Annotated in this window: 20 protein-coding genes and 2 pseudogenes; 7 read left to right on the top strand and 15 right to left on the bottom strand. The window is 71.5% G+C overall.

Features of this window, described 5'->3' with window-relative positions; genetic code table 11:
* Positions 1-15: 15 nt before the first annotated feature.
* The 4 genes from ACFWZ5_RS02370 to ACFWZ5_RS02385 form a co-directional block, all read right to left on the bottom strand.
* Entirely contained in the window at positions 16-960 is a 945-nt protein-coding gene (locus ACFWZ5_RS02370) for a DMT family transporter (protein WP_384794046.1), read from the bottom strand.
* A 135-nt stretch (positions 961-1,095) separates the two neighbouring features.
* Entirely contained in the window at positions 1,096-1,959 is an 864-nt protein-coding gene (locus ACFWZ5_RS02375; RefSeq protein WP_384794049.1) for a pentapeptide repeat-containing protein, read from the bottom strand.
* Between the two features lie 77 nt (positions 1,960-2,036).
* Positions 2,037-2,357 carry a hypothetical protein gene (locus tag ACFWZ5_RS02380; protein ID WP_384794051.1) on the bottom strand — a complete coding sequence of 107 codons (321 nt, stop codon included), beginning with the start codon at positions 2,355-2,357 and terminating at the stop codon, positions 2,037-2,039.
* 250 nt (positions 2,358-2,607) lie between these two features.
* Entirely contained in the window at positions 2,608-3,534 is a 927-nt protein-coding gene (locus ACFWZ5_RS02385) for a phosphorothioated DNA-binding restriction endonuclease (RefSeq protein ID WP_384794054.1), read from the bottom strand.
* Positions 3,535-3,657: 123 nt separating this feature from the next.
* On the opposite strand from ACFWZ5_RS02385, the gene ACFWZ5_RS02390 reads away from it, so the two are divergent.
* A complete protein-coding gene (locus ACFWZ5_RS02390; RefSeq protein ID WP_384794057.1) occupies positions 3,658-4,173 on the top strand; it encodes a GNAT family N-acetyltransferase in 516 nt (171 codons plus the stop codon).
* Positions 4,174-4,393: 220 nt separating this feature from the next.
* Here the strand turns inward: ACFWZ5_RS02390 and ACFWZ5_RS02395 are convergent.
* Positions 4,394-4,561 (bottom strand): annotated as a pseudogene (locus ACFWZ5_RS02395) (transposase); the annotation flags it as partial.
* Positions 4,562-4,897: pseudogene (locus ACFWZ5_RS02400) on the bottom strand (transposase); the annotation flags it as partial. It abuts the pseudogene before it with no gap.
* A 238-nt stretch (positions 4,898-5,135) separates the two neighbouring features.
* Between ACFWZ5_RS02400 and ACFWZ5_RS02405 the strand changes: the two are divergent.
* Positions 5,136-6,107 carry a quinone oxidoreductase family protein gene (locus ACFWZ5_RS02405; protein WP_384794060.1) on the top strand — a complete coding sequence of 324 codons (972 nt, stop codon included), beginning with the start codon at positions 5,136-5,138 and terminating at the stop codon, positions 6,105-6,107.
* A 450-nt stretch (positions 6,108-6,557) separates the two neighbouring features.
* Here the strand turns inward: ACFWZ5_RS02405 and ACFWZ5_RS02410 are convergent, their stop codons facing one another.
* Together ACFWZ5_RS02410 and ACFWZ5_RS02415 are read right to left on the bottom strand one after the other, a co-directional pair.
* Positions 6,558-7,070: a hypothetical protein gene (locus ACFWZ5_RS02410; RefSeq protein WP_384794062.1), complete on the bottom strand. Its 513-nt coding sequence runs from the start codon at positions 7,068-7,070 to the stop codon at positions 6,558-6,560.
* A 49-nt stretch (positions 7,071-7,119) separates the two neighbouring features.
* Positions 7,120-8,304, bottom strand: coding sequence for an Acg family FMN-binding oxidoreductase (locus tag ACFWZ5_RS02415; RefSeq protein WP_384794065.1), 1,185 nt, complete (start codon positions 8,302-8,304; stop codon positions 7,120-7,122).
* A gap of 342 nt (positions 8,305-8,646) precedes the next feature.
* On the opposite strand from ACFWZ5_RS02415, the gene ACFWZ5_RS02420 reads away from it, so the two are divergent.
* On the top strand, positions 8,647-9,513 hold the full coding sequence (locus ACFWZ5_RS02420) for a GNAT family N-acetyltransferase (RefSeq protein ID WP_384794068.1): 867 nt from the start codon (positions 8,647-8,649) through the stop codon (positions 9,511-9,513).
* A gap of 306 nt (positions 9,514-9,819) precedes the next feature.
* Here ACFWZ5_RS02420 and ACFWZ5_RS02425 read toward each other — a convergent pair whose 3' ends face one another.
* Positions 9,820-10,869 carry a hypothetical protein gene (locus ACFWZ5_RS02425; protein ID WP_384890099.1) on the bottom strand — a complete coding sequence of 350 codons (1,050 nt, stop codon included), beginning with the start codon at positions 10,867-10,869 and terminating at the stop codon, positions 9,820-9,822.
* Between the two features lie 1,078 nt (positions 10,870-11,947).
* Positions 11,948-12,844 (bottom strand): MerR family transcriptional regulator, encoded by an 897-nt coding sequence (locus ACFWZ5_RS02430; protein ID WP_384794074.1) that lies wholly within the window; start codon positions 12,842-12,844, stop codon positions 11,948-11,950.
* A gap of 143 nt (positions 12,845-12,987) precedes the next feature.
* On the opposite strand from ACFWZ5_RS02430, the gene ACFWZ5_RS02435 reads away from it, so the two are divergent.
* Positions 12,988-13,656: a molybdopterin-dependent oxidoreductase gene (locus ACFWZ5_RS02435; protein ID WP_384794077.1), complete on the top strand. Its 669-nt coding sequence runs from the start codon at positions 12,988-12,990 to the stop codon at positions 13,654-13,656.
* A gap of 175 nt (positions 13,657-13,831) precedes the next feature.
* A complete protein-coding gene (locus ACFWZ5_RS02440; protein ID WP_384794080.1) occupies positions 13,832-14,863 on the top strand; it encodes a YncE family protein in 1,032 nt (343 codons plus the stop codon).
* A gap of 30 nt (positions 14,864-14,893) precedes the next feature.
* On the opposite strand, the gene ACFWZ5_RS02445 is transcribed toward ACFWZ5_RS02440, so the two are convergent.
* Positions 14,894-16,258, bottom strand: a complete 1,365-nt coding sequence (locus ACFWZ5_RS02445; RefSeq protein ID WP_384794083.1) for an FAD-dependent oxidoreductase — start codon at positions 16,256-16,258, stop codon at positions 14,894-14,896.
* A gap of 79 nt (positions 16,259-16,337) precedes the next feature.
* A complete protein-coding gene (locus tag ACFWZ5_RS02450; protein WP_384794086.1) occupies positions 16,338-17,165 on the bottom strand; it encodes a helix-turn-helix domain-containing protein in 828 nt (275 codons plus the stop codon).
* A 280-nt stretch (positions 17,166-17,445) separates the two neighbouring features.
* On the opposite strand from ACFWZ5_RS02450, the gene ACFWZ5_RS02455 reads away from it, so the two are divergent.
* Both ACFWZ5_RS02455 and ACFWZ5_RS02460 read left to right on the top strand, forming a co-directional pair.
* Complete coding sequence (locus ACFWZ5_RS02455) at positions 17,446-19,218, top strand: dihydroxyacetone kinase family protein (protein WP_384794089.1); 1,773 nt, start codon at positions 17,446-17,448, stop codon at positions 19,216-19,218.
* 117 nt (positions 19,219-19,335) lie between these two features.
* Positions 19,336-19,722: a RidA family protein gene (locus ACFWZ5_RS02460; RefSeq protein ID WP_384794092.1), complete on the top strand. Its 387-nt coding sequence runs from the start codon at positions 19,336-19,338 to the stop codon at positions 19,720-19,722.
* 27 nt (positions 19,723-19,749) lie between these two features.
* Here the strand turns inward: ACFWZ5_RS02460 and hypE are convergent, their stop codons facing one another.
* From hypE to ACFWZ5_RS02475, 3 genes are read right to left on the bottom strand one after another with little or no spacing between them, the layout of a single operon-like run.
* A complete protein-coding gene (gene hypE / locus ACFWZ5_RS02465; protein ID WP_384794095.1) occupies positions 19,750-20,784 on the bottom strand; it encodes a hydrogenase expression/formation protein HypE in 1,035 nt (344 codons plus the stop codon).
* Positions 20,781-21,914, bottom strand: a complete 1,134-nt coding sequence (gene hypD, locus ACFWZ5_RS02470; protein WP_384794098.1) for a hydrogenase formation protein HypD — start codon at positions 21,912-21,914, stop codon at positions 20,781-20,783. The genes hypE and hypD overlap by 4 nt, the downstream gene beginning before the upstream one ends.
* Positions 21,911-22,528, bottom strand: coding sequence for a CBS domain-containing protein (locus ACFWZ5_RS02475; protein ID WP_384794116.1), 618 nt, complete (start codon positions 22,526-22,528; stop codon positions 21,911-21,913). The genes hypD and ACFWZ5_RS02475 overlap by 4 nt, the downstream gene beginning before the upstream one ends.
* Positions 22,529-22,577 lie beyond the last annotated feature (49 nt).

Here is a 22,577-nt window from a genome sequence, read left to right on the forward strand (position 1 = left end):
GGGGCCGGGCCCGGCTCAGCTGCGGCGGTACGCGGAGCGCAGGGCGTCCGCCGATGCCAGCGTGGCGCCGCCGGCGATCAGTACGCTGGCGACGGCGACGGGCCAGCTCGCGTCGGCCCGCCCGGTCGCGACGAGCAGCGCGGTGGACAGGAGCGGCGCGAAGTACGAGAAGGTGCCGAGGAGCCGGATGTCGCCGTGCTTGGTGCCGTGGTCCCAGACGTAGAAGGCGCCGCCGACCGGGCCGAGGCCCAGGGCGAGCACGGCGAGCCACTGCCAGCCGTCGGGCCGGACCGTGTCCTCGAACAGCAGGTGGCACACGGCCGCGAGCACCGCCGTGGCCAGGCAGAAGAAAGCGACCATGTCCGTGGGGACCTGCGGATACCGGCGGTTGGCCACCGAGTACGCCGACCACACGAGGGCGCAGACGACGGCCGCCACGTACCCGAGCAGGTACGCACCGCGCAGGTGCACCCCCTGACCGCCGGTGACCAGGACGAAGGTGCCGCCGAGCCCGAGCACCGCGCCCGCCGTGTGCCACCAGCGCAGCCGCTCGCCGGGCAGCAGCGCCGAGAACACCACGATCAGCAGCGGCCACAGGTAGGCGATGAGGCCGGCGTCCACCGCGGGGGCGTTGCGCAGGGCCAGGAAGTAGAAGAAGTGGTAGCCGAACAGACCGCCGATGCCGAGCGCCCAGGCGCCGCCGGGGAGCCCGCGGGCGAGCGCCGCGCCGCCGCGGACGGCCCGGGGCAGCCCGATGATCCCGCCGACCGTGAACGCCATCGCGGTGAGCTGGAACGGCGGGATGTGCCCGGTCATCGTGGTGAACAGCGCAAGCGACGCCCACAGCAGGACGGCCACCCCACCGATCCCGGTGGCCCTCAACTGAACCGCCGGGTGCGCCGCTTCGCCGCGCTCCTGCCCCGACGCGACGACGTCGGCCCGAGTGTCCCCCGCGTCCACCAGTCCTCCAGCCCGCCACGCCCGGTAACGGTGCGTCAGTCCGTGGCTACCGGGACATGGTACTGACGCAGGTCCAACGCACCCGTGCTTTCCGGACAGCGGCGACGCCGCTCCGGTGCGAGGGGCAAGAACGGCTCAGGCGAGCGCTGGTGTGTCGGTGCGGCCCCGCGTGGTGCCGCCCCGGACCCGGTAGAGGCCCGGACCGATCTCGTCCGACTGCGCGCGGGCCGCGGCCAGCAGGCCCGGGGGCCAGCGCGTCTGGAGGTTCCAGAGGATGTCGGGCGCGAGCGTCAGGAGGGTGGTGCCGGACAGGTCGGCGTCGGTGAGGATCGCCCCGTTCAGCTGGGCCCGGCTCAGGACCGCTCCGGTCAGGTCGGCGCCGTGCAGGTTTGTGCCGTTGAGCCAGGCGGCGTCCAGGAAGGCGCTCGTCAGGTCGGCGCCCGCGAGCTCCGCGCCGAGGAGCCAGGCGTGCGAGAGGCGGGCGCCGCGCAACTGGGCCCCCGTCAGGACCGCGCTGCGCAGGCCCGCCTCGATGAGATCGGCACCGGTCAGGCAGGCGCTCTCCAGGAACGCGCCGCCCAGATCCGCCTTGGCGAGGTCGGCGTCCACCAGGCGGGCGTGACTGAGGTCGGCGTGGGTGAGGTCCGCGCCCTGCAGCTCCGCCCCGGTCAGGTCCGCGAACGAGAGCAGCGCGTGAGCGAGCCGGGCGCGGGTCAGCCGGGCGCCGCGCAGCCGGGCGTGGGCCAGGTCGGCCGCGGTGAGCTTCGCGTACGCCAGGTGCGCGCCGTCGAGCATGCGCGGGGCGTCGTCGGGCGGCCGCGTCGAGGCGAGCTGTGCGGCCGAGGGCACGGACTGCGTGGGCAGCGGGTGTGCGGCGGAGCGTCGGGCGATGGCGTCGGCCGTGGCGTCCAGGGCGGCGGACGGGGCGTCGGGGCACGCCAGAAAGAGCAGACCGCGCAGGACTTCGGTCTGACGTCCGGTCTCGGTGTCGTCCACCACGCTCTCCAAAGTAGAGATGGGTCGGGTAGGTGCCGGGCGGCGTCGCCTTCGTGGCTGCTGTGTGCCGCGTACGGACGTCATGGGTCCGGCTCGCGGAGTCGGCACACCGGGCAGTGATGGCCCGCGGCCGGGGCGAGGGCGAGGAGCAGGCCGACGGCGGCGTTCTCCGCGCGGCGCTCCCGATGGCTCGCCCGGGAGCCCGCAGGGGCCTTGGGCCGCTGCATCAGCAGGATCTGCGACTGCCGGAAGTGGGCCTCGGCCAGCTTCCAGTCCGGCTCAGGACCCGGCTGCGCCGCATCCGGTGCGGCGCTGCCCGGCTTGGGGTGCAGCCGGCCGAAGGCGGACACCGCCACGGGCCGGTCCCCGCCGTGCCGGAAGAGCTCGTGCAGTGTGATCACGAGCCGGTCCCGGGGTCGGCGGGCGGTCTCGTCAGAACGCGCAACTCGTCGACCACGGCCTCGAAGTCGGGGTTGGGCTGGGGAGGCGGTGCGTGGGGCGGCGTCGGACCCGGCGCCGGGGGCCGGGGCGGTCGCGGGGGCGTGGACACGGGAACACGCTAGAACCCACACCTGGACCAGGAAAACCGAACAGGAGCAACCAGCGTCAACCCAGTGCCATGACCCGTAAGTCGGACCCGCGTCGACCGCCCTACGCCGCCGTCTGCGCCCCGGGCCGCTTGAAGACCTGGAGCCCGTGCCAGAGGACGAACTGCGGGTCCACCGCGGGCCTGCCGGGCCGGGGCGCCGTGACCGGCTGCCCGTGCAGGGCGTCGACGGCCTGCCCCGCCCGGCCGCGGGCCACGTACAACGGGGACACCTGGATCCGCAGATCGGGCAGCAGCCCCAGCGCCCCGAGGTCGAAGAGCGCGTGGTGCAAGGAGCACAGCGCGAGGCCGTTGTGCACCTCGTCCGGGCCGTCCTGGCTGTGCCAGCGCACATGCGCCGCCTCAAGACCCACGGGATGGCGGCCGAGGGCGCCGTCGAAGCCGCAGAAGGCACAGGCATACGCGTACGCGTGCAGCACCTCCTCGGCGAACCCGGCCCGCCGCTTGCGCCGCTTCCGCTCCGCCGCCCCGTACGCGGTCTCGTCGATCCCGGCCAGATCCAGGCCGACGGCGGCGCAGATGGGATCCTCCAACGCCGGGGTGAAGTGCTGCTCGAGCAGGAGCCGGGCGGCCGCCGCCAGCGTGCCCGGGTCGGCGAGGAGCGTCTCCACCTCCCGGTGCAGCCGTCCATGGGCCCCCGCGGCCCGGAGCGCACTGCCCCGCTCCGGGGCATCCGAGCCGATGGGCCGTCCGTCCCGGTCCCGCAGATCCCACAGGCCGCGCTCCAGGTGCACGAACGGCATCGCGGCCCGCTCCCGTGCCCTGGTCCGGCTCGTCACGGCGGGACCGAAGTCGTTGATCAGCCGGCTGACGGGCTCCTCCGCCTCGTCGTAGGCGACCGCGGTACTGCCCTTCTCCACGAACCGGCCCAGGAGCCACAGCACGAGCAGCGGCTTGTGGGGAGCGCGGCGGCGCCCGATCTGCGCCCGCCGCAGTCCGGACAGGGCGCTCATCAGTTCGTCGGGCGTCATCACGGGAGCCACCTTGCCACTCGGCGGGGCGACGGGTGGAGGCGGGCTCGAGCGAGAGCGGCGGGGCGGCGGCCGCGCCAAAACCAGTTCACCCTGAAACGACCAGCGTCGTACGGTGACGCCATGCCGCACATCCGGGAGATGAACGAGGCCGACGTGGAAGCCGTCTCGGCGATTCGGGTACGGGGCTGGCAGTCCGCGTACGCGGGGATCGTGCCGCAGCCGTACCTGGACGCGATGACCGTCGCGGCCGACGCCGCCCAGCGGCGCGCGTGGTTCACGCACCCCGGCAGACAGTCGACGGACCTGGTGGCCGTCGACGCGGGTGCTCCCGTCGGCTGGATCAGCTTCGGACCGTGCCGGGAGCAGCCGCCCGGCATGCGTGCGGCCGGGGAGATCTACGCGCTCTATGTGCTTCCGGGTCTGACCCGCCGGGGGACGGGCCGGGCGCTCCTCGCCGAGGCTCACAGTCGCATGGTGACGCACCCCTTCCCGCTGTCGGTCCTGTGGGTCCTCCGTGACAACGGCGGCGCCCGTCGCTTCTACGAACGGCTGGGCTACCGGGCCGACGGCGGCACCCAGGACGACGACTACGACGGCGTCGTGCTCACCGAACTTCGGTATCAGCGCCCGCTGTAGCGCGTGCCGGACCGCTGGGCGGATTGCGACGACGGCCACAAGGTGATCAACGGCCGGTAGAGACATCCTGATCTGCGATCACCGCGGCCTGATCCTGCTGCTCATGGTCACCCCCGCTGACGCCCAGGACGCGCTCATCGCCAGGGCGCTGCTGGTCCGCCTCGCTCTCCTGCATCCGGAGATCGCCATCGTCTGGGCTGATGCCGCCTGTGCCAAGAACGATCGGGTGCCCTTGTGCACGTCGCCGGTTCTTCACACCGGGTGGCCGTCCGGGGCCGGTGCCGCGGGGTTTGGGAACACGTGCTGGACCTAGTGTGTGGGGACGGATGTCCCTGAACCCTCGGCGGACACGGGCCGGGGGCAACTGCGCGGCCGGGGTGGGTTTCTCCTAGGTCGTGTCCGCAATGTGGGGGAGCCAGAGTTGTAGGCAGGCGAGGGTGACCAGGGCGCGGTAGTGACGGGCGCGTTTGTCGTAGCGGGTGGCCAGGGCTTTGTTGTGTTTGAGCTGGTTGAAGCAGCGCTCGATGACGTTGCGGCGCCGGTAGGCGGCCCGGTCGGGTCGGCAGCGGCTCTCGCCTGGGCGGAGACGGCCGTTGATCTGGTCGGTCCGCTCGGGAATGGCTGCTTTGATGCCGCGTCGTCGCGGGTAGGTGCGGATCTTCGCAGACGAGTAGCCCTTGTCCGCCGCGATGCGGGCGGGCCGGGTCCGGGGGCGTCCTGGGCCGGGCGGCACCAGCAACGGCGCGATCACCGCCCACGACTCATCGGTCAGCTCATGACGACGCACCATGACAGACACGACTACCCACCAACATTGCGGACACGACCCAGGGCAGTTGCCGCGGCACGGCCGGGTTCATGTCGCTGACCTGAACGTGACGGCTACGACACCTCACCACGAGCGGAAATAGGATCGCCACGAGCGGAGTTGGTGAGGGAAGTTTGCCGTTTCAGGAGGGGTCATGAGAGCGATTCAGATATCCGAAGTGGGCGGTCCCGAGGTGCTGCGACTGGTCGACATCGACCAACCGATGCCGGGCCCGGGCCAGGCGGTCGTGGAGGTCGCCGCGTCCGGCGTCAACTTCCTCGACGTATACCACCGCCAGGGCCGGTACACCCTCCCGCTGCCCTTCACCCCGGGCACTGAGGGCACGGGCACGGTCCTCGAGGTTGGCCCCGGCGTCACCCACGTCGCTGTGGGAGACCGGGTCGGCTGGGTGGAGATTCCCGGCACCTATGCCGAGCAGGCCGTCGTGGACTCCTCCCGGCTCGTGCCCCTGCCCGACGGCGTCGACTTCGAGGCCGCCGCCGCCGTGCTGCTGCAGGGCATGACGGCGCACTACCTCGTCAAGGACGCCTACCCGGTCCAGCCGGGCGACACGGTGCTCGTGCACGCTGCTGCCGGCGGCATGGGGCTTCTGCTGACCCAGCTCATCACCCATCTCGGCGGCAGAGTGATCGGCACAACCTCGACACCGGAGAAGGCCCAGCTGGCGCGGCGCGCCGGGGCCGCCGAGGTGATCCTCTACTCAACAGTGGACGATCTCGCGGCCGAGGTGAAGCGGCTCCATGGCGGCCAGGGCCTGCCTGTGGTCTTCGACGGCGTCGGCAGGGACACCTTCGATGCGAGCCTCGCCAGCCTGCGAACCCGCGGCCATCTGGTGCTCTTCGGCGCCGCGAGTGGTGCGGTGCCGCCCTTCGACCCCATCCGGCTCGCCCAGGGCGGTTCGCTGACCCTGATCCGGCCAAGCCTCGGGCACTTCATCGCCGATCGGTCCGAGCTGCTCCGACGCGCCGCCGACGTGCTCGAATTGGTGCGCACCAAGGCGCTTGAGACCACCGTGACGGCCCGCTACCCACTCGCCGAGGTCGCCCAAGCTCACCGCGATCTGGAGGCTCGGCGTACCACCGGCAAGCTACTCGTCATCCCGTAGGCACGGGGTAGGGAAAGCAGCCGGTAGCGGATGTCCCCAGGGAGACGCCTACCGCACCAACATCGGCTCCGAACCAGACGGGCCAGCACGACGGTCACGGTGGATCGTCACATACAGCTCAACCTTGGACACGGATACCCGCATGAGGGCTCCCAACGGGACAGCACACCGAAGCGACGAAGTGTTCTCGTGGGCGGTCTGGGGCTCCCTGAGCCGGGACAACTTCTCCCGTGCCGCAGGCCTCTGGGACAGTCCACACTGCCGCAATACCGCGATGAGGTGACGTAAATCGCCGTGCTTGTCCGGCCGTTGATGCCGCCGCATCTGAGCCCGCGTCACCTCGTCCAGCGGGTAGAGCCACGTCCACTATCCGTCCCGGCGCAATGGCAAGCACAAAGGTGTTCGGCCGTAGAGACCCCTGCCTGCCTGCACAGGCAACCCTTGCTTGTGTCAGGTCCTGGCTGAGCGAGTAGACCCGCCGTTGCGCTCGACGTACGGGCGCAGGCTGTTGACAAGGCCCTCCCTGTCAACGTCTTGCGGAATTGACAGGGGGGCGTTGTCCTCAACGAGGACATCGCGTGGACATCCGCCAGAACCATCGACCTGGAATGTGGTGACCAGCCTGGAAGTCTTGGCTTCGTACAGCCGATACGTGTACTTGGCTTTCTCAACCCACACTGTGAGGTCGTGTATGCCGGCGCCGGTGTAGCGGCAGTCTTCTTCCACCGTCTCACCTGTCAACTCGCCGTACTCGCAGAGCACGAGTTGAGTCGAGACCGGCCAGCTCTTGCCATCTGCTTCCCAGCCATCTGGAAGATGTCCAGCGGAAGGCTCCATGCTGTCGGTGCCCTGTTCAGGAGAGAAGCGCACGACGACCACCGGATGGGGGCCACGGCCGGCATAGGGCGGTGCCCGTTTGGTGAACTCCGTGGGATATCGCGCCTTCTCGTCGGCACGATTCATGGGACAGGGGTGTTCTGGGAGGTCGGACGGGGAGTCGGTGGTGCTGTGCTCATACGCGATCAGGACTCCTACGGTCACCGCAGGAATGATGATCAAGGGAGCAAGGACTGCCGGCCGTATCGCATGAAGCATCCGTATCGCCCCCAGCCATTGACTCGGTGTAAGGAATCATAGCCAGGCACCTGCACGCTAAGTAGCTCAGGCGAAGTTGTCCGCTGATCCTCGGATCTGGTTTCGTCGCTGGACCATGGCCTGGTGGACGGCTTCGCCGAGGGGGCGGTCGGCGAGGAAGCCGGCCGAGGCGTGGGGCGTAGCCCAGGCGCAGGATCACCTGCGGGGCTCGCCCCCCGGCGATCCCCGCCCGGACGCGCGCCCGCAGACGCGGCTGTTCGAGGGGTTGGGTAGGGAAGGCGGCCATGACCTGGTGGGCGGCCGCGTACAGCAGGACGCGCTGCAGGGCCTGCCCGGCGCGCAACCAGTCCAGCCGGTTGTCGTGCGCGGTGGTGAGCACACACACCAGACCGGTCCGCGGCGCGTCGTGCCACAGCGGTGGAAGGACGTCGCGGGTGAGGCGGGTGTAATCGCGTAGGGCGAAGGGCGTGCAGTCGGGGTGGAAGGCGCAGGCGTCGTCCGGGATCCCGTCCAGGCGCCGTTGGCCGGACGGCCAGGACCACTGGGCGAGTTCGGCTGTGTGTCCGGGCGTGGTCCGGTGCACGTGCTCGGCGGCCCGCACGATGTTCGCGAGCCTGTGTTCGTCCGGCCCTGCGAGGACGCGGAGGGCGGCACCCTCTGCGTGGGCCTGTTCGCGCAGCGCGCGGATCAGGGGTACGGGCAGGGGGTCGGGCCGCAGCGGGCCGCGGACGGTGTGCCGACGCGGCAGCGCCGCGAACATCAACGCCTCGTCAGCTGTGGGCGCGGCGCAGACACCCCAGCCGACTCGCGCCAGGAACGCCGGATCGCGGGGGCGCGGGAGGCACGCGACGCGTGGGGCGAAGCCCAGGCGCCGCATGGCCAGGCGGAGGGTGAACAGTGCGGCCCCGCAGCTGATGACCAGCTCACGCCCGTAAGGGTCGGTCAGCGGCAGCTGACGGGAGGTATCGGCGTGCAGTTCCAGGCCGCGGTCCTGTTCCTCGCCGACGAAGAGCCAGGGCTGGGTGTTGTGGAGTGAGGGCGCGGTGGTGGCCGCGCGCACCAGGTAGTACGCCGCGTGCCCCGGGTGAGCGAAGTCGGACATGGCACTGCCCTCTCTGCGGGCTTCCCGATTCCAGGGTGACCCGGTCGTCGTATCCGGTGCACAGGCCGGAAGTCCCGGGCTTGGGGCCACGCGGCACCCACCACGGAATCGCAGCACAGCATCGGACCGATCGGCCCTGCCTATGGGCTGTACGGCCTCTGGACCGGCCTACCCGTTCGCCCCGCTGCCCGGCCACAAGCGCGACGGCCCGCTGGAACTCCAAGCGAAGGTCACGCTCCACGACGATCTGTGCATCGAACAGGATCGGGCGTGTCCTGTCGATCCGACTGGCTGTGCAAAACCAGGTGCGGCCGGTCGCCTCGACGGTGTGAGATGCGGGACATGACGATCGTTCTGAACGAGCCCGGTGTCGACGGGCTGGCCGGGGCAGTGGATGCCCTCCGCGTATGGCAGGACGACCGCACACCCCTGCAACTCCATCCCGGAGACCTCGGCTGGGCCTGGGCGCTGGGCGCGGAGAGGCTGGCCGCGGCCGTCCGCACCTGGAGCGTGGACGGACGGATCATTGCCGTCGGATACCTGGACGCCCCTGATGTGCTGCGCCTGACGACCGCGCCGGAGCTGCGACAGGACGGTGATCTGGCGCGCCGGCTGCTGGCGGACCTCAATGATCCGGAGCGCGGGGTTCTGCCGCCCGGGAAGGTCGGCCTCGAAGTGCCGAACGGCGCCCTGCTCCGCGAGGTTCTCTTGGAGGCGGGCTGGAACCCGGATGAGCCGTGGACGCCGCTGCGCCGCGACCTCTCCGAGCCGGTGCAGGACTCCGGCCTGCGGATCGAGGTAGCCGGTCCGGAGACGGCGGGGGTGCGGACCGCGGTGCACCGGTCGGCGTTCGGCAGCCCGAGGTTCACCGAGGAGATCTGGCACGTCCTCGCGGCCGGGCCGGTCTACGCCGACGCCCGCTGCCTGATCGGCTACGACGACCAGGACAACGCGGTGGCCGCGGCGACGGTCTGGTCGGCAGGGCCCGGCAAGCCCGGCCTGCTGGAGCCGGTGGGCGTGCACGCCGACCATCGCGGTCGCGGTTACGGGACCGCGATCAGCGTCGCCGCTGCGGCAGCGCTGCGTGAACTGGGTGCGTCGAGCGCACTCGTCAGCACCCCGAGCTCGAACGCTGCCGCCGTCGCCACCTACAGGGCGGCCGGATACGAGCCGTCGCCCGAACGGCTGGACGTCAGCCGAGCCGCCTGAGAACGATCAGGCGGCGGTATCGGACAGGCCGCGTCGCCGACCCTGGCCGGGGCCGAACGCCCATGGCAATGGGACCTGGGATCGGATCCTCACGCAGGTCCAGGTGCACCATGATGCGGTCGGGACGATCGCGTGGGCGGTACCGGTCGACTCCAGCATCGTCCGGGCCCATCAGCATGCGGCAGGAGTCCGGACAGGGGGCACTGTGTCGACGACATCCGCCTGGCGGTCCCGCACGCGAGGATGGGGAACGCCCGTGGGTGCGTATCGGTGCCCTGACACCGGTTACGCACCCACGGCACCCGACTACTTCACTGTGATCTCGTAGCGGGCGCCACCGATGTCAACGTTCGACCGGTCGGCCTGCCACGCGTCCACGACGAACCGGCCGGTCTGGTCACCGGCGGTGAAGCTCAGCCTGGTCTCGAATTTCTCCCGCGGAGTGAGGGGCAGGTTCTTGATCCGCGCCTGCCCCGGGTCGACGATCTCCACCTGGGTGGCGCCGACCTGCCGCACTCCCACTCCCGGCGATCCGGCCTGCTTCCAGCGCGCGGCCAGGGTCGGGCCGAGGTCGACGATCACTCGGCCGGCGAACGGCTTGTCCGGCTGGGCGAACACGAGGTCGGTCAGCAACGTCTCGTTGCCCGGGTTGCGGACGGTGAACGGCCGCGTCTGCGCCGTGAACCTGTCCATCGCCACGGTGGTCAGGTTCTTCCAGGCGATGTTGTTGTTGTTCTTGGTGTTGGTCACCGTGTTGGCACCCTCGGCGAACGTCATCGGGTCGTCGTTGGAGACCCACCGCGCCAGTAGGCAGAAGTGGCCAGGGCCCGGCACATTCGGCCAGGGCAGGATCACTGTGGTCTGCCCAGGGGGCACGGTGAGGCCGGCGATGGTGTTGATGTCGTTCCAGTCGCCCGGCCAGTTCGCCGCGCCGCCCAGCGCGGTGTAGTACAGCTTCAGGTTGCCGAACACGTTGCCCGCCGGCGCTCCGGGGCCGGGGTTGTTGAGCGTCACGACGATGTAGCTGGTGCCGCCGACCTTGGGGTCGGCGGGTACGCACGCCGGGTTGGCGACGTTGCATACCTTGATGTCCGGGCTGTTCCAGACCGAGCCGTTGAACGGCTCGAATCCGAAGTCCGAGTTCTGGTCGCGCATGTAGACGTCGCCCTCGCGTCCGCCGGGGACCGCGCTGTTCGCCGGGACTGCCGCGGCGGTGAGCGCCATCACCACCGCACCCAGCACCGCCACGATCCTGCGTACCGCGCGAAACTGTCTGCTACGTCTGGCAAGCATGTCATTCCCTTCTCTGACGGTGCTCCTTGAAACGGGGTCTGGTCGGAATTCCGTGACGGTCACGATCGCAGCAGGACGCGGGTACGGAGGAGTGGGAAGGATCCCCGGCCATACATCTGCGAGCAAGCGCGATGGTCCGCCGAAGTGCCTTCACCCCGGGCATGGCGGGAGGTCAGCCCGGAGACATGCTCGACGAACGTGCGTCGTTCACAGCCGACGGCATCACAGGAGAACCTCCGAACCTCCTGCTTCACCGCCCCACGACGACCGCCGGCAGAACACTCGGCAAGCCGCCGCCCGTAACGACTGTGCACCCGACGCGAGACCGTTGCGCCGTCCGGACAGGTGAACTCCGGTACGACGCCATGGACTTCAGTCACCGCGACCCCATCCACCTGGGTCAGCCTGTCCAGCATCAGCCCCAAGGCCTTCGGGAGCAGCGCGTCCTGCAACGCTGATGAAACCCCTATGACCTGGGCGTTCCCGGCGGCCCTCTTGATCGCTCCGGTCGGCGATCGTGACCGTCACGAAATTCCGACCAGACCCGATTTCACGGATCCGCATCATCTCGAAGAGGAGTTGCTGCGTCACCCTGGCCGGCGCGGGTGCGGCGCGGTTGCGCACCACAACCGGCCACAACCAGGCCGGGCCCACAACGGCCACGTGGTGTCGTGTCCGAGGTGACTGCCGCGTGATGTGGGCCTGCTGCTGCCCGTGCACTACCAGCGGGAACGCGGTCAGCCGGCCGGGCGCCGCAAGGCTGTGAGTTCGATCGGTCAGTGGCGTCGCTACTCCCGCGTGGAAGGGTGCCGTCTCGTACGGCGCCGAAGGCCACTGCACGATCCTGCGCCACTCTCACACATGGCCAAATGAGCAGCGGCAGCGGCGAGCCGTCGGGTGTCCCGAATGGCCGCCCCGTTCTCAATCGGCTTCTTGGAGTGCTTTCTTGAAACCACGTCACACATGAAGCTTTTGAACAGGACCGACGCGGAGTTCGACGCCCCCACCGCCATCGAACGTCAGCCCTGCCCGACCTGCGACGTATCCCCCCTGTTTCTGGCGGGAGGATGCTGAGGTACGGCCAGGTGCAAGTGGTGGTAGCTGACCTTGGGCGTTCGCCGGAGTCGAGGTGGGTGCCGCTTCACTGCGCGGGGCCATACTCGGCGATGACCCCCTCCACGAGCCAGAGGTGCGTCCTGCCCAGGCTCGGCCCGGGGTCGGCGGTGAGGACGTCCAGATGCTGCCAGTAGCGACGGAACGGCGGCACAGTGATCTGCATGTCCGTGGCCATGAACGCACGGAACTCGGGCGTGTCCTCCCTCTCCCAGGCACGGGCGCAGACACGGCAGAACGACTCCATCGCCTCGCATCCGTGCGGTGCGTGCCCGGTGACGACGGCGGGTGCGACACCGGCCGAGGCGTCGAGGAGCCCCGCGTACATCGACGCCTTGTCCTGAACGTGGGGCGCGGCCCAGTAGCGCAGGAACGCGGGCTCCGTCACGAGGCAGTGGAGCTCGGCGTAGGCCAGGACGGCATCGGGCGTGGGATCGCGCGGTGGCTCGGGAACGGCCTGCGCGATGATGCCATCGGCCAGGCGGACCGGCAGCCCCGACGGCAGGACGTGCTGCCACGCCCGGGCGAGGTCCACAGGGGCCTGCGGTCGGCACTTGACCCTGGCCAGCACGCGCAGCCGACGCAGCCGCTCCGGGCCGGAGCACTCCGCCAGGGCCTGCAACGCCGCCTCACGCCACCGCAGTTCCGCAAGGCGTGTCTGCGTAAGCTCCAGCTGCTCGGCCACCAGCTCGCCGAGACGGCGCCCGTCCGTCGCGACGTCGACGATGGCCGCGATCGGCACGTCCAGCGCGCGCAGCTGCCGCACGAGCTGCAGCTGCTCCAGCGCCTGCGGCGGGTAGCGGCGGTGGCCGCCCTCGCTGCGCGGGGCCGTCGGCAGCAGGCCGATGTCGGTGTAGTAGCGGATGGCCTTCACCGACAGGCCCGTGCGCGTGGCGAGTTCCCCGATCGACCAAGTGACGTCCATCTCACCCCCTTGAATCTCCCGTGCGGTGGAGGTCCTAGCGTACGAAGCGACGGCCCGACGGCACGGGGACGTGGGCCGGATACCGGCTCCGGTGGATGTGGGGGAGCCCACCGGAGCCGGGCCGCACCCCATGGAGGATCGATATGACGCTTCCCCCAGGTCAACGTGCTGTTGACGGGTTCCCGCGCTTCGGCACGCACCTGCATCACCCGCCTCCGCCGGTCCCCGCCGACCCGGTCATCGACATCGGTGGAGCTCTGGCCGAGACCATCACCCTGTCCGTGGCCGACCTCGCGAAGCTGCCACGCCGAGAGCTCGGGGCCGACTTCCACTGTGTCGCCGGATGGTCGGCAACCGGCCTGCTGTGGGAGGGAGTCGCGTTCCGGGACCTGTATCGCACGCGGGTCGAACCGCTGCTCGCGCCGGACGCTTCGGTCAGCCATGTCGTCTTCGAGGGCCTCGACGGCTACCGGTCGATCGCGTTGCTCGAGGACGCCTTGGGCGATGACGTGCTCCTCGCCGACCGGCTCGACCGGCGGCCGCTCGACGGCGACCACGGCGCTCCGGTGCGGCTGGTGAGCCCCAGTCAGTACGGCTTCATCAGCACGAAGCACCTCTGTCGCATCGAATGCCACACATCCCGGCCCCCGGACTTCGACCGGTGGTCGCCCATCGCGGCGCACCGCAGGGCCAGGGTCTGGCAGGAGGAACGGCACCGCCGTCTTCCCGGCCGCGTGGTGCGGCCGGTCTACCGGGCGCTGATCGGACCGATCCGCGCACTGAGTGCGCGCGGCAGTCGCGGCAGATGGTGATGAATGGTCTAAAAGGTGCATTACGTCTTCCTGTGTGGGGGAGTTGAGAGGAATGTGTCCCGTTGGACGGGACGATCCGGGGTGACGTATGCATCGCCGGTGTAGTGGGCAACGGTTGGGGCAGCGGGCAATCGGCGAGGAGTGCCCCCGGTCCGGATCGAGGTGAGGGTCTGTGGTGACGCGCCGTACGGTGATCAAGGCCGCGGGTGCCGGAACGCTGGCGAGCGGTCTTTCCCTCTCTGCCGCGGGTGCCGCGGGTGCCGCGCGGGCCGCGGAGGCCGACACGCTCGTGGTGGTGGAGAAGAGCAGCCACGCGGTGAGTTTCTACGACACCGCGTCGGGACAGCGCCTGCGGACGGTCCAACTGCCGGACTACCCGCACGAGATGGTCGTCGACTCGCGCAGACGACTCGCCTATGTCGGGCACTACGGAGTCCGCATGTCCTCCACCGAGGGCGAGGGCGGCGCCGCGGTCTTCGTCATCGACCTCGTCGAGCGGTCCCTGGCCCGGACCATCGACACGCGGCCGTTCCGACGCATCCACGGCATGGGCATCGACCGTGACGACCGGCTGTACGCCCTGAGCGAGGCGCAGGCGGTACTGCTCGGCTTCGACGCCCCGGCCACCGACGAGGCGCCGTCCCGAGCGGTACCCACGCACGGGGTGAAGACCCATCTGTTCACCCTCAGCCGCGACGGCGAACGCGCCTATGTCACCGGCCTGCTGTCGCACACGGTGAGCCTCGTGCGCCCTCACGACGCCTCTGCCCCGCCGCTCCTGGTGACTCCGGGACAGCTGCCCGAGAGCAGTTGTCTGAGCGGGGACGAGAAGACGCTGTTCGTCGGCGCCCGCAAGAGCTCTGCCCTGGTCGCCATCGACGCGCGCACCATGAAGGTGCGGCAGAGCCGGGAGATGGGCGGAGACCCGCTGCGGCTCTACACCCTCGACGACGAACGGCTGTTGGTGACGGACGTCGCCGCCAACACCCTCACCCTCTGGAGCACGGACCTGCGGCCGATCCGTTCGCTGAAGCTCGACGGGACCCCGGCCGCGGTGTCGCTCCACCCCGCGAAGCCGATGGCGTACGTGTCCCTGCTGGGCGCCAACCGCGTCGCCGTCGTCGACCTGGAACGGCTCGCGGTCGTCGGCGGCTTCGGCACCCAGCTGGAACCGGACTCCTCGGCACTGCTGCCCGCTGCCGCCTGAGACGGTCAGGGGCGGCGGGCAGCGGCGATGTCAGGCCCCGCTCTCGCGGAGCATGTCCTCGCGCTCGACGATCTTCACGCGTTCCCGGCCCTGGGGCTCGCCGAGCGCCTTCTCGGCGGCGTCGAGGCGGTACCAGCCCTCCCACGTCGTGAAGCGGACGCCGCGCTCGGCGAAGAAGGCGTCCACGGCCTCCGGGGCGGGCGCGGCGGGCTCCGGGAGGCGGCCGTGCGCGTGGTCGTCCAGGAGGTTGGCGACCGTCTCGTTGGCGTCGCCCTTGGTGTGGCCGATGAGGCCGACGGGGCCGCGCCGGATCCAGCCCGTGACGTACGTCGACTGCAGGTGAGCCCCGGACTCCTCGATCACGCGGCCGCCCTCGTCCGGCACCGTGCCCGACTCGACGTCCCAGGGCAGCTTGGGCAGCGCGTCGGACAGGTAGCCCACCGCGCGGTAGACGGCGGTGACGTCCCAGTCCTTGAAGGTGCCGGTGCCCTTGACGTTGCCGGTGCCGTCGAGCTCGGTGCGTTCGGTGCGCAGGCCGACGACCTTGCCGTCCTCGCCCAGGATCTCGGTCGGCGACTCGAAGAAGTGCAGGAACAGCTTGTGCGGGCGGTCGCCGACGTCGCGGATCGCCCAGTTCTCCAGCGTCTTGGCGACCATGTCGGCCTGCTTGTTGCCGCGGCGGGTCGCGATCGAGCCGTCGTCGTAGTCGATGTCCTCGGGGTCGACGATGACCTCGATGGTGGGGGAGTGGTCCAGCTCCCGCAGCTCCATCGGGCTGAACTTGGCCTGCGCGGGGCCGCGCCGGCCGAACACGTGGATCTCCCGGGCCTTGTTGGCCTTCAGGCCGTCGTGGACGTTCGGCGGGATCTCCGTCGGGAGCAGCTCGTCCGCCGTCTTGGCGAGGACGCGCGCCACGTCGAGGGCGACGTTGCCGACGCCGAGGACGGCGACCTTCTCCGCGTCGAGCGGCCAGGTGCGCGGGACGTCCGGGTGGCCGTCGTACCAGGAGACGAAGTCGGCCGCGCCGTAGGAGCCGTCGAGCTGGATGCCCGGTATGTCGAGGGCGCGGTCGGCCGTGGCTCCGGTGGAGAAGATCACCGCGTCGTAGAAGGTCCGCAGGTCGTCCAGGCTGATGTCGCGCGGGTAGTCGACGTTTCCGAAGAGGCGGATCTGCGGCTTGTCGAGCACCTGGTGCAGGGCCGTGACGATGCCCTTGATCCGCGGGTGGTCGGGGGCCACGCCGTAACGGATCAGTCCGAACGGGGCGGGCATCCGCTCGAAGAGGTCGATGGACACGCCGGGGTCGGCGGTCACGTCGGACTTCAGGAGCGCGTCGGCGGCGTAGATCCCAGCGGGTCCGGCTCCGACGATGGCTACCCGCAGGGGGCGGTGCATGATCAGGTTCCCTTCGAGCGGTGAGGACTGACTCGACGGCAACCGTAAACTAAGGTGACCCTAACTCGGCACGCGGGGTCTACGGAAAGATCAGTGTCCCGTCCACCGGGACCACGAGGTGCCAGCGGACCGTCACGTCGTCGTACGGGCCGCAGGCCAGGACCCGGACGTCGACGGGGTCCCGGGCGACCAGGGGGAAGAACATCGGGCGGACGTCCTCGGAGGGCGGCTGCTCCGCGGGGGCGGGGGCGGAGGAGTCCCAGAGCGTCGTGACGCCCGGCTGCGCACGCACCTCCCGGACGACCTCGTCGAGGCGCGCGTTGGCCGGCCAGCGCTGCCAGGCCAGGCGGAGGCGGGTGAGGAGGGGGACGGCCCAGCGGTCCTCCCAGTCGCGCAGTTGGTAGCGGGCCTCGGGGGAGAACGCCCAGGTCATGACGTTGGCGCCGGGGCGGACGAGCCAAGGGCAGTGCCGGGCGGCGACCGCGTTGGCCTCGATCACGTCCCACGCCTGGTCGCAGAGGTAGCTGACGTACCGCTGCTGGTGCATGAGCTGGACGAGCGCCGGATCGAGGTCGCCGCGTGTGCCGGGCTGGGACCCGGCGGGCGCGGTCCCGGTGGCCGGAGGCTCGTGGCCGGTGCTGCGGTAGAGGGCGGCGGCCTGGTGCCGGGAGAGGCCCAGGATCCGGCAGACCCCGGCGATCATCTCGCGGCTGTACCGGCGGTCCTCGCCCTTCTCCAGCGCCCGGTACCAGCGCTCGGAGACGCCGAGCTGCAGCGCCACGTCGAGCTGGGTGAGGTAGGTGCGGTGCCCGCGCGCGGGTGCGGAGCCGAGCGCAAGGCCGGGATCCCGCGCCCTGCGCCAGGTGCGGAGCATGCGGCCGAGGTCCTCGCGGCGGGCGTTGGTCACGGTAAAGATCTCGCAAAGATGGTGGGGCTGATCAGGGGTTTTCCGGCACGGCGGGTGCGTTGGCGCCCTTTCGGTGCTGGTGGCAGGATCGCATGCCGGAGCTCCTGCCGGAACGTCGGAGTTCCGGTACCCGGGCGTTCCGGCCTTGGGCGCCGCCCGGCGTCCAGGGTGGGCGCACGTCCAGGGTGGGGCGTGGTCGACGCGGTGGGCAGCGCGGCGCCCGGGCCGGCCCTCGACCTCTGATCGCCGACCTCGACCCTGACCCACGGAGAATCGACAGATGAGCTACTTCCTGCCGGAAACCGCCCCCGTGCTGACCGCCGCGCGCGGTCTCGCCCTGGCCCACCCCGGCATCGTCGAGGTCAACAGCGCCCCGCTGTACCTGCGGGCCCGCGCCGCGCACCCCGACCGTCGCGTCGGACTCGTCTCCGGCGGCGGCTCCGGGCACGAGCCGCTGCACACCGGTCTCCTCGGGCGCGGCGGCCTGGACGCGGTCTGTCCCGGCGAGGTGTTCGCGTCGCCGCACAACCGGCAGATCTACGAGGCGAGCGCGGCCGCGGCCAAGAGCGCGGGCGTGCTGCTGATCGTCAAGAACTACACGGGCGACGTGATCAACTTCCAGATCGCGGCGGAGCGCCTGCGGCACGACGGCATCCCCGTCGCGACCGTCCTGGTCGACGACGACCTCGCCACCGATGGCGCCGACAGCGCGACGGGCCGCCGGGGGACGGCGGCGACCGTGGTCGTGGAGAAGCTGCTCGGCGCCGCGGCGGACCGGGGCGCCTCGCTGGAGGAGCTCCAGGAGCTCGGCACCCGCGTCGTGGCCCAGTCGCGCAGCGTCGCCGTGGCGGCGCGCGCCCAGACCTCGCCCACGACGGCCGCCCCCGCCTTCACCCTGGAGCCCGGCGTCCTCGACTACGGCGTCGGCATCCACGGCGAACGCGGGACCCGCACCATCGCCCGGCCCTCCGTCGACGACCTGGTCCGGCGGATGACCGACGACCTGCTCGACGCGCTGCCTGCGGGCTCCGAGGACGTCCTCGCGCTGGTCAACGGCCTCGGCGCCACCACCGAGCTCGAACTGCACGCCATCAGCGCGCTGCTGCACGACCGGCTCCTGGAGCGCGGCCTGCGCCCCGCCGTGACCGTCGCCGGGACGTACACCGCCGCGCTGGACATGGCCGGGTTCTCGCTCACCCTCACCCGCCTCGACGAGGGCTGGGTCGACCTGTGGACGGCACCGACCGAAACGCCGCTCATGCTGCCGCGGACCGTGCGCGCCGCGGACGCGGAGGCCGCCGCCCCGGCCTCTGCCTCCACCGCCCCCGCCACTCCCACTGCGTCCACCGCCGCCGCGCCCGCCGAGACCGCCCGTACGACCGGCAGCCGCATCGTCCTCGACCGGTACGCGGAGGTCGTGGCGCAGGTCCGCGACAACCTCACCAAGCTCGACCAGCTGGTCGGCGACGGCGACTTCGGGGACAACCTCACCGGCGGTGTGCGGCGCGCGGTGCGCATCGCCGACGAGACGGGGTCCGAGGGCACGGCCGCGCTCGCCGACGCCTTCCTGAACGACGTCGGCGGCACGAGCGGCCCGCTCTTCGGGCTGCTCTTCAAGGACCTGGCGTCCGCCGAGCCCGGCGACGGGCAGGCGCCGTCCGTCGCGGCACTGGCGGAGGCGGCCGCCGCCGCGAGCGCGGCCATCCACCGGGTGGGCGGCGCGCGCGTGGGCGACTGCACGCTGGTCGACGCGCTGGTTCCGGCCGCCGAGTCCCTTGCCGCCTCGGCGAAGGGGGAGCCGACGGGCGAGGGCGATGCCGAGTCCGCGGAGGCCCCGCTCACCACCGCGGCGCAGGCCGCGATCCGAGGTGCCCTCTCGACGGCGTCCCTGCGTCCCCGGCGCGGCCGCGCGAGCTACGTCGGCGATCACGCCCTCGGCGTCCCGGACCCGGGCGCACTCGCCGTCGCCCTGCTCTTCACGTCACTGGCCGACGTCCACGAGCCGACGTGGGCGACCCGCCTGCCGGCGCCGGGTTACCTGACCGCGATCTGACCGGCCCTCCCCGGCACCTGTCCCGTGGGCGGAACGGTCCGCCCACGGGGCAGACCTGCGAGCGCGGACTTTGTACAGTGATCAACTGTGCTGTCCGAGCAACGCGAGGGAGAAGCAATGGAGTTCGTGCCCCACAACCCGACCGAAGGCGTCTACGCGGCCACGGACGACTACGTGCACGCCATGGAGGTGCGCGGCGCGGGGCGTCTCCTCTTCGTCGCCGGCACCATGGGCCTCGACCCGGCCGGGAAGCCCGGCGCGGACCTCGCGGAACAGCTCGACCTGATCTGGTCGAACATCCGGGCCATCCTCGCCTCGGCCGGAATGACCGTCGACAACATCGTGCGCCTGACCAGCTATCTGCGGGATCCCGCGTACGCGGAGGCCAACGCCGCCGCACGGACGGCCGCGCTCGGCGGCAGACCCGTGCCGACCACGGCGATCGTCGCCACCACCCTCGTCAGCGACTGGCTGGTGGAGATCGAGGTCATCGCGGCGGGGTGACGCGCTGCCCCGACCCGGCCCCGGTGCTCAGCAGATGCGCGGCAACAGCTCACCCAGCGGCATGTCCACCACCCGCCGGGCGCCGACCAGCGTGCGCAGGGTCACCCGCCCGGCCGGGCCCTCCGTCACCCTGCCGATGCGTACCGCCGCCGCGCCTTCCGGGTGGCCGCGCAGCGCCGCAAGGGTGCGCTCCTCGGCCGCGGGCGCGACGAAGGCCACCATGCAGCCCTCGTTGGCGACCGTCAGCGGGTCGAGGCCCAGCATGTCGCAGGCCGCGGCCACCGGTTCGGGCACCGGCACGGCGCGCTCGTCGATCTCCACGGACACGCCCGCGGCGCGGGCGATCTCGTTGAGCGCGGCGGCGAGGCCGCCGCGGGTCGGGTCGCGCAGGGTGTGCACGGCCGGGCCGAAGGGCCGCAGGGTTTCGACGAGACGGTGCAGGGGGCGGGTGTCGGAGGCGATGGCCGACTCGAATCCGAGGCCCTCGCGGGTGGACAGGACGGCCGTGCCGTGCAGGCCGACGGGGCCGGACAGCACCACCGCGTCGCCGGGCCGGGCCCGCGCCACGGACGGGGTGAGGCCGGGAAGGAGGCGGCCGACGCCGGTCGTGATGAGGAACAGCTTGTCCGCGGCTCCCCGGCCCACCACTTTGGTGTCGCCCGTGACCACGGGGACCGGCACGGCGCGGGCCGCCTTGCCCGCGGAGGCCAGGACGGCCCGCAGCTCGTCCAGGGGCAGCCCCTCCTCGGCGATCACCGCGCAGCTGAGCGCGAGCGGCAGGGCTCCGCGCATCGCCAGGTCGTTGACGGTGCCGTGCACGGCGAGCGCGCCGATGTCGCCGCCCGGGAAGACGAGCGGGCTGACCACGAACGCGTCGGTGGAGACCACCAGTTGGGGCTGGCCGGGTACGGGTGCGGCATCCTCCAGCGGGCTGTCGGCCTGTTCCGTCAGGGCGGGCAGGACCAGGGTGTCCAGGAGCTCCGCGGTGAGCTTGCCGCCCGCCCCGTGGCCGAGCAGGAGACAGTCGCGTTCGTGGTGGGGGAGGGGGCAGTCCGGGGTCATGCCGGGCTCCCTTTGGCCGATGCGGGCATACGGGCAACGGGTGCAGGGACCCGACCTGCCGCGTGGAACGCGGCGCACGTCCCCTCCGCCGACACCATCGGCGCCCCCAGCGGCGTACGCGGCGTGCAGCGCACCCTGTAGGCGGGGCACTGCGTCGGCAGCAGGGCGCCGGTGAGGACGGCGCCCGCGACGCACTCGGGGTCTTCGGCGGAGCGCAGGTCGGTGAGGTCGAAGCGGCGGGCGGCGTCGAAGCGGGCGTAGCGCGGGGCCAGGTCGAGGCCGCTGGCGGGCAGGGTGCCGATGCCGCGCCAGGCCCGGTCGGTGACGCGGAAGACGCGGCGCAGCACGTCCTGCGCGGTGGTGTTGCCGGTGCGGCGCACGGCCCGCGCGTACTGGTTCTCCACGTCGTGGCGGCCGCACTCCAGTTGGCGCACGGCCATGAGGATGCCCTCGACGAGGTCGAGGGGTTCGAAGCCGGTGACCACGATGGGGACCTGGTGGTCGGCGGCGATCGGCTCGTACGCGCGCCAGCCCATGACCGCGCACACATGTCCCGCGGCCAGGAACGCCTCGACCTCGCAGTCCTCCGAGGCCAGGAGCGCCGTCATCGCCGGGGGGACGAGGACGTGGCTGACCAGGAGCGAGAAGTTCTCCAGGCCCAGACGTTCGGCGTGCAGGACGGCCATGGCGTTGGCGGGCGCGGTCGTCTCGAACCCCACGGCCAGGAAGACGACGTGGCGGTCGGGATGCGCGACGGCGGTGCGGACCGCGTCCATGGGCGTGTACACCACCCGTACGTCCGCGCCGCGTGCCCGCAGCGACAGCAGGTCCGTCGACGTGCCCGGCACGCGCAGCATGTCGCCGAAGCTGGTGAGGATCACCTCGGGCCGCGCGGCGAGCGCCGTCGCGCGGTCCAGGGTCTCCAGCGGGGTGACGCAGACCGGGCAGCCGGGGCCGTGGATCATGCGGATGCCGGCCGGAAGGAGCTCGTCGATGCCCTGGCGGACGAGGGTGTGCGTCTGGCCGCCGCACACCTCCATGATCCGCCAGGGGCGGGTCGCGGCGCCGCGCAGCTCGTCCAGGAGACGGCGGGCGAGTGCCGGGTCGCGGTACTCGTCGAGGTACTTCACGATCCGCTCTCGGGTGGGGCGAGGTCGACGCGGATGTCGACGACGCCCTCGACGGCGCGGGCGGCGCGGGCGAGGACGGGGACAAGGGCCGTGTCGCGCAGGGTGCCGCCGAGGGTGACGATGCCGTCGCGGACACGGACTTCGACCCCGGCCGCGGCAGGCAGCGCGGCGAGGACCTTGTGGTGGATCTCGTCGGCGATCTCCTCGTCGGCGCGCAGGAACACCTTGAGCAGGTCGCTGCGGCTCACCACGCCCTGCAGAAGGCCGGAGGCGTCGACGACCGGAAGGCGCTTGATGCGGCGGTGCGCCATGATGCGGGCGGCCTCGGCGAGGGTGGCGTCGGGGTGCACGGTGACGGCCGGGCTCGACATCAGCTCGCCCGCGGTGACCGCGCCCGCCTTGGCCAGGTCCGACAGGCGGCGCACCACGTCGTAGCGCACGGGGTCGGCGTCGCGGAACTCCTCCTTGGGCAGCAGGTCCGCCTCGGAGACGACACCCACGACGCGGCCCTCGCCCTCGAGGACCGGCAGGGCGCTGACCTTCCACTGCTCGATGAGCTCGACGAGTTCCTTGAAGGACGCGTCGCGGCCGATGGCGATGGTGGTGTGGGTCATCACGTCGCTGACGGTGTACGGGGAATGGGTGCGCGGCGCCTCGGCGTGC

It is taken from the genome of Streptomyces sp. NPDC059003 (assembly GCF_042740445.1).
GTDB lineage: Bacteria > Actinomycetota > Actinomycetes > Streptomycetales > Streptomycetaceae > Streptomyces.

Coding starts and splice junctions, on each gene's coding strand:
- ACFWZ5_RS02385 (WP_384794054.1), bottom strand. CDS start 3,534: ATGACGCCCGACGAACTGATGAGCGCCCTGTCCGGACTGCGGCGGGCG.
- ACFWZ5_RS02390 (WP_384794057.1), top strand. CDS start 3,658: ATGCCGCACATCCGGGAGATGAACGAGGCCGACGTGGAAGCCGTCTCG.
- ACFWZ5_RS02405 (WP_384794060.1), top strand. CDS start 5,136: ATGAGAGCGATTCAGATATCCGAAGTGGGCGGTCCCGAGGTGCTGCGA.
- ACFWZ5_RS02410 (WP_384794062.1), bottom strand. CDS start 7,070: ATGAATCGTGCCGACGAGAAGGCGCGATATCCCACGGAGTTCACCAAA.
- ACFWZ5_RS02415 (WP_384794065.1), bottom strand. CDS start 8,304: ATGTCCGACTTCGCTCACCCGGGGCACGCGGCGTACTACCTGGTGCGC.
- ACFWZ5_RS02420 (WP_384794068.1), top strand. CDS start 8,647: ATGACGATCGTTCTGAACGAGCCCGGTGTCGACGGGCTGGCCGGGGCA.
- ACFWZ5_RS02430 (WP_384794074.1), bottom strand. CDS start 12,844: ATGGACGTCACTTGGTCGATCGGGGAACTCGCCACGCGCACGGGCCTG.
- ACFWZ5_RS02435 (WP_384794077.1), top strand. CDS start 12,988: ATGACGCTTCCCCCAGGTCAACGTGCTGTTGACGGGTTCCCGCGCTTC.
- ACFWZ5_RS02445 (WP_384794083.1), bottom strand. CDS start 16,258: ATGCACCGCCCCCTGCGGGTAGCCATCGTCGGAGCCGGACCCGCTGGG.
- ACFWZ5_RS02455 (WP_384794089.1), top strand. CDS start 17,446: ATGAGCTACTTCCTGCCGGAAACCGCCCCCGTGCTGACCGCCGCGCGC.
- ACFWZ5_RS02460 (WP_384794092.1), top strand. CDS start 19,336: ATGGAGTTCGTGCCCCACAACCCGACCGAAGGCGTCTACGCGGCCACG.
- hypE (WP_384794095.1), bottom strand. CDS start 20,784: ATGACCCCGGACTGCCCCCTCCCCCACCACGAACGCGACTGTCTCCTG.
- ACFWZ5_RS02475 (WP_384794116.1), bottom strand. CDS start 22,528: ATGACCCACACCACCATCGCCATCGGCCGCGACGCGTCCTTCAAGGAA.